A 1,104-nucleotide genomic window follows, 5' to 3' on the forward strand; every position below is an offset into this window, starting at 1 on the left:
GCTCGCGGTGCCGGCGGTCGTCGTCGGTCCCGGGCGGCGCGGTCGAGGCCGGCGCGGTCAGGACCGGCGGGGCCGGCGGATCGGGTCCGCGCGGCACGGCGCGTTCGGCCGTCATGGCCCTAGCCGATCTTCGGAGGGCGTCCTCGGCCCCGGCCCGCCAGGGCTCGTCGGGCACGGGCAGCCGCATGATGACGTTGTCGTCGTCATCGAAGACTTCGCCGGTGTCGACCCTGGCCTCGTAGAACTCGTCCCCCGGGAGGCCGAGATCGGCGGCGGCGATGCTGCAATAGCACGCGGACTCGGTGACGGGGTCGTCCGGGGTCCACCATTCGCCGGCATTGTAGCCGGCCGGCAGGACAACGGGGGCCGATGCCTTCGGGCCGGCGGCGGCCGGATCGGCCGTGTCCAGGCCGGCAGCGAGGGCGCGGCGGGACAGGCCGATGTCGCGGCCGAGGCGCAGGATCAGGGTCTCGATCGGCAGGGCGGTGTCGGCCAGGTCGGCGTCGATGCGCTCATTCTCGGTCAGCCTTTCCCACAGCCCCAGGGTCAGCCGCTCGCGGGCTTCGGCCTTTCCGGCGGCGATGGCGCGGGAGACGCCTTGGGCGACGGCGTGGCGCCGGCTGTCCTTCTCGTCCTGAAGCCGGTCGTTGCGGCTTGCGGCCCTGCGCTGCGCCTCCTCACGCTGCTGGCGCAGCCTGGCCTTGAGGGCGACGGCGCGGCGGATGCCGAGGAAGAGGCTGCTGAAGCGGGTCTCGGCAATCCCGGCACGGTCGAGATCACCGGCCGCAAGGGCGGCGGCGCCCTGGGCCTGGAACCCCGAGGCGAGCTCCTCGGCGAGACTGGCCAGGCGGGACAGCATTGCGGCGTCCTCGGCAGCCTCGTCCGTGGCCGGCGAAGCGGCGGCGGGAGTCCCGGCTGTGACGGCGCCATCGACCATGTCTGAATTAGAACAAAAAGGGAACTTAAAGTCAAGCGAAACCACATCTGCGGCCATCACTTGATGGCCGTGCGCTGCCGGCGTCTTCGCGTCGCCTCTTCCGCAAGCGCGACTTTTTCAGAACAGCTGAAGCCGTTCCCTTTTGAGTCCCCCCTCCCCTTGCGGGA

General features: G+C 71.5%; 1 protein-coding gene. It reads right to left on the reverse strand.

What is annotated here, in order from left to right; translation table 11 throughout:
• Positions 1-859, reverse strand: an 859-nt coding sequence (locus P409_RS34945; protein ID WP_034849593.1) for a hypothetical protein, incomplete at its 3' end; no start/stop codon positions are given.
• Positions 860-1,104: the final 245 nt, after the last annotated feature.

The sequence above is a fragment of the Inquilinus limosus MP06 genome (assembly GCF_000767795.1).
Lineage (GTDB): Bacteria > Pseudomonadota > Alphaproteobacteria > DSM-16000 > Inquilinaceae > Inquilinus > Inquilinus limosus_E.